This is a genomic window from Longimicrobium sp. (assembly GCF_036280135.1).
GTDB lineage: Bacteria > Gemmatimonadota > Gemmatimonadetes > Longimicrobiales > Longimicrobiaceae > Longimicrobium.
The window spans coordinates 1-6,122 of sequence record NZ_DASURI010000424.1 but is presented as its reverse complement, the minus strand read 5'-3'; the positions used below and the strand labels follow the sequence as shown (position 1 = coordinate 6,122).

Here is a 6,122-nt window from a genome sequence, read left to right as displayed (position 1 = left end):
CTCGGTCGCTCAGAATGACAGCATGGGACAGGGAGGAAAACAAAACAGCCCGGTCGCGGATGGCGGCCGGGCTGCTGCGTTATGGAGCCTCCTCCGGCGCGGGCTCTTCCGCGGGCGGGTCGGCGTTCTCGGCGGCCCAGTCACGGCCCAGGACCACCGTCACGTCCACGTAGACGTTGCTGTCCGGCCGCGCGTAGACGCGGGGGACCTGGATCGCGTCGGCCACGGAGCGGGCCAGCTCCATGCGGCCCACGCGGTCCAGCACCAGCGACGAATCCGGCGCGAACCCCGGCGCGTTGCCGTAGTTCACCACGTCGAAGCCCACGTCCCGCAGCGCCTCCGTTCCCCGCCGCGCCAGGCCCGGCACGCCGGACGCATTCAGCACCTCCACGCGCACCCGCTCCGTCGGCCGCGGCACGTCACTTCTCGCCGCCGCGCGCTCCGACGGCGCGCGGCCGGAATCCGCCGCCACGCCATCGCCCGCCCCGCCGCGCTGGCCGCCCATCACCCCCGCAACCAGCGAGCCAACGAGCCCCGCCACCACCAGCAGCAGGCCGAACAGGCCGATGGTCTGCAGGCGCTTGCCGGCGCCGGACGACGACGGCGCGGTGCTACGCCCCTTGGACCTGCTCATACAGCGCGCGGGTCTCGGGGTGCAGGACGGAGCCGCTTTCCTCCACGTGCCGCACGCGGGCGCGCACCACGTCGCGCATCACCGCGTCCAGGTCGTGCGGCATGCGCGCGCGCAGCGAGGCCGTCCACTCCGGCTCGTAGCGGCGGCCCGGCTCCAGGAAGTCCGCCAGGTACAGCGCGCGCCCCAGCGTGCCAAAGCGGGCGGAGCCCAGCGTGTGGTAGCGGATGGCCTCCAGCAGCTCCGCGTCGGCCTCGCCGGCAAGGCGCTCCGCCGCGGCGGGGCCGTGCAGCAGCTTGGGCGGCAGGGCGCGGAACGCCTCGGGGACGAGCGGGCGCAGCTCCTCGGGCGGGGCCTCGCGCAGCACGTCGTGCAGCCAGCCGGCGGCCAGCCACCGCTCCTGCTCGGCCGCGGACAGCCCCAGGCCCCGCGCCCACTCGCCCAGCAGCGCGGCCACCCGGCCAATGTGCGCGCGCCGCTTTTCCGACGCGCGCGCCCAGTCGGGAAGCTCGCCCCGGGCCGCGGCGCGGGCCACGGGGCCCAGGCCCGGCTCACTCGTCAAAGCCGCGACGGACATACGGTTCCAGGACGGCGTGGTTGCGGATGGAGGTGTGCGAGAGGTAGTTGAAGCCCTTGAGCTCCACCCCGCTCCCAATGCGGGTGCTGATGATGCGGCACGACGGGCCGATGACGGTCTCCTCGCCCACCACGGTCTGCCCCTCCAGCACCACGCCGGGGTACACCACCGTGTCGCGGCCGATGAGCACGTCCACGTCCACCAGGACGGAGCCGGGGACCAGGAACGTGACCCCGCCCTCCATCAGCCGCCGGACGACGCGGTCGCGGATGCACGCCGACGCCCGCGCCAGCGCCTCGCGCGAATGGACGACGAACCCATCATCATCGCGAAGTTCGTCCGCTTCCGAAAGGGCCCTGCGCAACGCACCCAGGTCGCCGCGCCCCTGCGCCAGGGCCGCCGCGCCCTCCGCGCCCAGCCACGCCGCCAGCACGGCGCCGTCGTCGCCCGTGAGCACGGCGTCGCCCTGCAGCTCCAGCAGCCGGCGCAGCTCGTCGCCCGCGGTGGGCGCGGCGGCGTCCACGGCCAGCACGCGGCCGCCGCCTTCCACGGCCGCCGTGAGGGCCCAGCCCAGGTCGTCGGCGTCCAGCACCCGCACCTCGCCGGGCAGGTCCGCGAACAGCTCGGGCCCCAGCTCCGGCCCGCCGGCCACGACCACGCGCGCCGGGCCCAGCAAGGCCATGGCCTGCACCGCGTGCCAGGCCAGCGGCCGGCCGGCCAGCGGGTGCAGGTAGGTGGAAAGCCGGGACCGCATCTCGTGGGTCCCGGTTTCCGCGAGCGCGAGGACGACGCCGGTCCAGGGCGCCATCGGACGCCTCAGGAGCTGCCCACGGCCCGCAGCGCGTCGCGCGAGATGCGGTTCTGCTCGTCCACGAAGATGAACTGCGGCCGGTACGCCTCCATCTCCGCCTCGTCGTACTGGGCGTAGGAGATGATGATCACCTTGTCGCCGGGGTGCACCAGCCGCGCGGCCGCCCCGTTCAGGCAGATCTCCCCCCTGCCCGTCTCGCCGGGGATGACGTACGTCTCGAACCGCGCGCCGTTGTTCACGTTCACCACGCTCACCTGCTCGAACTCCAGCAGGTCGGCGGCCTCCATCAGCACCGGGTCGATGGTGATGGAGCCGATATAGTTGAGATCCGCGCCGGTCACGGTGGCCCGGTGGATCTTGCTCTTGCACATCGTGCGCAGCATCGCAGTCTCCTTCGTACGAGCCTGCAGGGATCAGGAAAGGACCGCGTTGTCGATCAGCCGCGTCCTGCCCACCCGGGCCGCCACCAGGAGCACGGTCCCGGGCTCGGCCGCGGCGACGGGCTCCAGGGTCAGGGGATTCGCCGCCTCGGCGTACTCCGCCTCCACGCCCGGGACGTCCAGGGCCTCTCGCAAGGCGGCCCGGAGCGCATCCGCGTCCCGCTCGCCCGCGGCGAACAGGGCGCGGCCGTGCTCCAGGCCACGCGAGAGCGCCAGGGCGCGCTCCCGTTCATCGGGTGAAAGATAAACGTTTCGCGAGCTCATCGCCAAGCCGTCGGGCTCGCGCACGATCGGGGCCACCTCCACCCGCACCCCCAGGTCCAGGTCCAGCGCCATCCGCCGGATGAGCGCCGCCTGCTGAAAGTCCTTTTGCCCGAACACGGCCACGTCCGGCGTGAAGATGCCGAACAGCTTGGCGACCACGGTCAGCACGCCGCGAAAGTGACCGGGGCGAATGGCGCCCTCCATGCGCTCCGTGAGCGTCCCGGCGGGGACGACGGACACCTGCGGCTCGCCGCCCGGGTACATCTCCTCCACGCCCGGCGCAAAGACCAGGTCCACGCCCCGGCCGCGCGCCATCTCCAGGTCGCGGTCGAAGTCGCGCGGGTAGCGGGCCAGGTCTTCCGTGGGCGCGAACTGCAGCGGGTTCACGAAGATGGACATGGCCACGAAGTCCGCCAGCTCCCGCGCGCGGTCCACCAGCGACAGGTGCCCCGCGTGCAGGTAGCCCATCGTGGGCACGAGGGCCACCGTCCCACCCGCCATGCGCGCGTCGCGGACGGCGTGGCGCACCTCGTCGCGCGTCCGGACGACGCGCGTTTCCGTGGCGGCGGTCAAAACGTGTGCTCCGCGGCGGGGTACTCGCCCGCCTTGACCGTGCGGACGTACTCGCGCACCCCGTCGCCCGCCACCTGCCCCACGTCCGCGAAGATGCGGAGAAAGCGGGGGGTGAAGCCGGGGTTCAGCCCCAGCATGTCGTGCAGCACCAGCACCTGCCCGTCGCACCCCGCCCCCGCCCCGATCCCGATGGTGGGGATGGACAGCGCCGCCGTCACCCGCTCCGCCACGGTGCCGGGGACCAGCTCCAGGACGACGGAAAAGGCGCCCGCCTCCTCCAGCCGCTTCGCGTCCTCCACGAGGCGGTCGGCCGCGGCCTCTTCGCGCGCCTGGACGCGCACGCCCAGCTGGTTCACGGACTGGGGGGTAAAGCCCAGGTGGCCCATGACGGGAATGCCGGCGTCCACCAGCGCGCGAACGATGGCGCAGGTGTCGGGGGAGCCGCCCTCGAGCTTTACGGCGGAGGCACCGGACTCCCGCAGCACGCGGCCGGCGTTGCGCAGCGCGTCCTCGCGGGAGATCTGGTAGGTCAGGAAGGGAAGGTCGACGACGAGCAGGGCCCGCTCTACTCCGCGCCGCACGGCACGGGCGTGGTAGATCATGTCGTCGAGCGTGACGGGCAGGGTGGTGTCGAGCCCCTGGATCACGTGGCCCAGGGAATCGCCCACGAGCACGACGTCCACGCCGGCGGCATCCACCAGCCGGGCGAAGAGGAAGTCGTACGCCGTGATGGCCGCGATCTTGTCGCCGCGGCGCTTCATCTCGCGGAGGTCTGTTGCGGCCAGCCGCCGCGCTCCGCCACCGCGCTGTGTGGACATGGTGGTCCGAGCTCCGCGAAATCACAGCCGCCGCCACGCCGTTGCCGGCTCGTGACGGCGGGTTGACGTGCCGGGAAGCTACCGGGATTTTACCCCCGTGTCAAACCTCATCCGCTACGATCCGCTGCTGGTGCGCGCCCTCTCGGGGGAGCTGCGCGCCGCGCTGCAGGGGCGCCAGGCCCTGCCCCAGCCCGTCTTCGACGCCGACCTGTCCTGCACCCTGCCGCTGGACCGGGGCCAGGCCCTGCGCTTCGACCTCCATCCGCAACGGGGGTGGATCCGCCTGGTCGGCGACGACGAGGCGGCCACCCTCCGCGAGGACCTGGACCTGTCCGCCCGCGTGGTCCGCGTGAGCGCGCCCGCGGACGAGCGGCTGCTGCGCGTGGACCTGCACGAGGGCGGCCGGTTTCGCGGCGGGCGGCGCTCGCTCGTCGTGGAGCTGCACACCAACCAGTGGAACGCGCTGCTGGTGGACAGCGAGGACCGGCGCATCGTCTCCGTCCTGCGCGCCCGCGACGCGGGGGGACGAACGCTGCGCCCCGGCGCCGTCTACCGTCCCCCGGAGCCCGCGAAGCGCACCCTCCCCGACCGGCCGCGCGCGGAGCTGCTGGGCGCGTGGATGTCGCGTCTTTCGCACCTGCCGCCCGCGGAGCGCGCCCGCGAGCTCGTCCGCCGCTTCGCCTACACCAGCCCCGTGAACGCCGCGTCCCTCCTGGGCCCGGCGGCGACGCGGGAGGGGGAGGACGCGCTCGCCGCCGCCTTTGACCGCTGGTGGGAACTGGCGGACGGCGACCCGGACGGCGCGTTCGTGCTTCACACGCCCCAGGGCCCGCAGCCGTATCCCATCCCCCTGGACGGCGTCTCGTATCAGCCGGCGGACTCGCTCCTGGGGGCCATGGAGACGGCGGCCGGCGCGGCGCCCGCGGAGGGGGAGGAGGACGTGGCCGGCGCCCTGCTGGCCCGCGCGCGCAAGCGGCTGGCGGGCGCGGAGCGGCGCATCGGCAGCCTGCGGGCAGAGCTGGCGGGCGTGGGCGAGGCGGAGCGGCTGCGCGCGCACGGCGACCTGCTGCTGGCGCACCTGGACTGGGCGGAGCCGGGCGCGTCGTCCGTGGTGCTGCCGGACTTTGACGGCGGAGAGACGGAGGTGTCGCTGGACCCGGCCCTCAAGCCGCACGAGAACGCCGAGCGCCTGTACGCCGAGGCCCGCCGCCGCGCCCGCGCCGAGGCGCGCATCCCCGAGGTGCTGGAGCAGGCGGAGCGCGACCGCGAGCGTTGGGCGGGCGCGGTCGACGCCCTGGAGCGCGGCGAGGTGCCCGAGTGGGTCACGGGCGCGCTGCTCCGCTCCGAGCAGAAGGAGAAGAAGTCCAGGGCGCAGCCCGTGGAGCGCCTGCCGTACCGACTCTACCGCACGTCCGGCGGGCTGGAGGTGCGCGTGGGGCGGACGTCCAAGGACAACGACCGGCTGACGTTCGGCAACTGCCTGCCGTCGGACGTGTGGCTGCACGCGCGCTCGGTGCCCGGCTCGCACGTGGTGCTGCGCTGGGCGGGCGAGGGCGCGCCCCCGGCCCGGGATTTGGAGGAGGCGGCGACGCTGGCGGCGTGGTACAGCAAGGCGCGCACGTCGGGCACCGTGGCCGTGGACTGGACGCGTCGCAAGTACGTGCGCAAGCCGCGCGGCGCCCCGCCCGGCCGCGTGTCCATCCTGCACGCGAAGACCGTGTTCGTCGCGCCGGACGGCGCGCTGGAGGAGCGGCTGCGGGCGGAGTGAGGGATTGGGAGGGACTAGGCGAGGCCGCGACGGACGCAAGGCCGGGTTTCAGCGGGGGAGGAAGGTGTCTCCCTCGGGCGAGGGCCCCCTCCCCCCGGCCCCCTGCCCCCGCTTCGCGGGGGAGGGGGAGAACTGCTTTGACGGGGAGGTCGCTACGCGCCCCAGGGCTCGTAGAAGTCTACACCCTCTCCCGCGCAGTTTGCGGGAGAGGGTGCGAGCGACAGCGAGCGGGTGAGGGCC

At 74.0% G+C, this 6,122-nt stretch carries 7 protein-coding genes; 1 reads left to right on the top strand and 6 read right to left on the bottom strand.

Annotation, left to right across the window (positions count from 1 at the left end; translation table 11 throughout):
- Positions 1–79 precede the first annotated feature (79 nt).
- The 6 genes from VFZ20_RS13670 to panB are packed head-to-tail and all read right to left on the bottom strand — an operon-like array spanning position 80 to position 4,114.
- Positions 80–634, bottom strand: coding sequence for a LytR C-terminal domain-containing protein (locus tag VFZ20_RS13670; protein ID WP_329684451.1), 555 nt, complete (start codon positions 632–634; stop codon positions 80–82).
- A complete protein-coding gene (locus VFZ20_RS13665) occupies positions 612–1,193 on the bottom strand; it encodes an HD domain-containing protein (protein ID WP_329684450.1) in 582 nt (193 codons plus the stop codon). Before VFZ20_RS13665 ends, VFZ20_RS13670 begins: the two co-directional genes overlap by 23 nt.
- A complete protein-coding gene (locus VFZ20_RS13660) occupies positions 1,183–2,016 on the bottom strand; it encodes a hypothetical protein (RefSeq protein WP_329684449.1) in 834 nt (277 codons plus the stop codon). The genes VFZ20_RS13665 and VFZ20_RS13660 overlap by 11 nt, the downstream gene beginning before the upstream one ends.
- A gap of 8 nt (positions 2,017–2,024) precedes the next feature.
- Entirely contained in the window at positions 2,025–2,402 is a 378-nt protein-coding gene (panD, locus tag VFZ20_RS13655) for an aspartate 1-decarboxylase (protein ID WP_329684448.1), read from the bottom strand.
- A 30-nt stretch (positions 2,403–2,432) separates the two neighbouring features.
- Positions 2,433–3,296 carry a pantoate--beta-alanine ligase gene (panC, locus tag VFZ20_RS13650; protein WP_329684447.1) on the bottom strand — a complete coding sequence of 288 codons (864 nt, stop codon included), beginning with the start codon at positions 3,294–3,296 and terminating at the stop codon, positions 2,433–2,435.
- On the bottom strand, positions 3,293–4,114 hold the full coding sequence (gene panB / locus VFZ20_RS13645) for a 3-methyl-2-oxobutanoate hydroxymethyltransferase (RefSeq protein WP_329684446.1): 822 nt from the start codon (positions 4,112–4,114) through the stop codon (positions 3,293–3,295). Before panB ends, panC begins: the two co-directional genes overlap by 4 nt.
- A 97-nt stretch (positions 4,115–4,211) precedes the next feature.
- Here panB and VFZ20_RS13640 point away from each other — a divergent pair, with 97 nt between their 5' ends.
- Positions 4,212–5,882, top strand: a complete 1,671-nt coding sequence (locus VFZ20_RS13640; protein ID WP_329684445.1) for an NFACT RNA binding domain-containing protein — start codon at positions 4,212–4,214, stop codon at positions 5,880–5,882.
- Positions 5,883–6,122 lie beyond the last annotated feature (240 nt).

Bases quoted from the DNA above. Each gene is read 5' to 3' on its own strand.
- VFZ20_RS13670 (WP_329684451.1), bottom strand. From the start codon at position 634: ATGAGCAGGTCCAAGGGGCGTAGCACCGCGCCGTCGTCGTCCGGCGCC.
- panD (WP_329684448.1), bottom strand. From the start codon at position 2,402: ATGCTGCGCACGATGTGCAAGAGCAAGATCCACCGGGCCACCGTGACC.
- panB (WP_329684446.1), bottom strand. From the start codon at position 4,114: ATGTCCACACAGCGCGGTGGCGGAGCGCGGCGGCTGGCCGCAACAGAC.
- VFZ20_RS13660 (WP_329684449.1), bottom strand. From the start codon at position 2,016: ATGGCGCCCTGGACCGGCGTCGTCCTCGCGCTCGCGGAAACCGGGACC.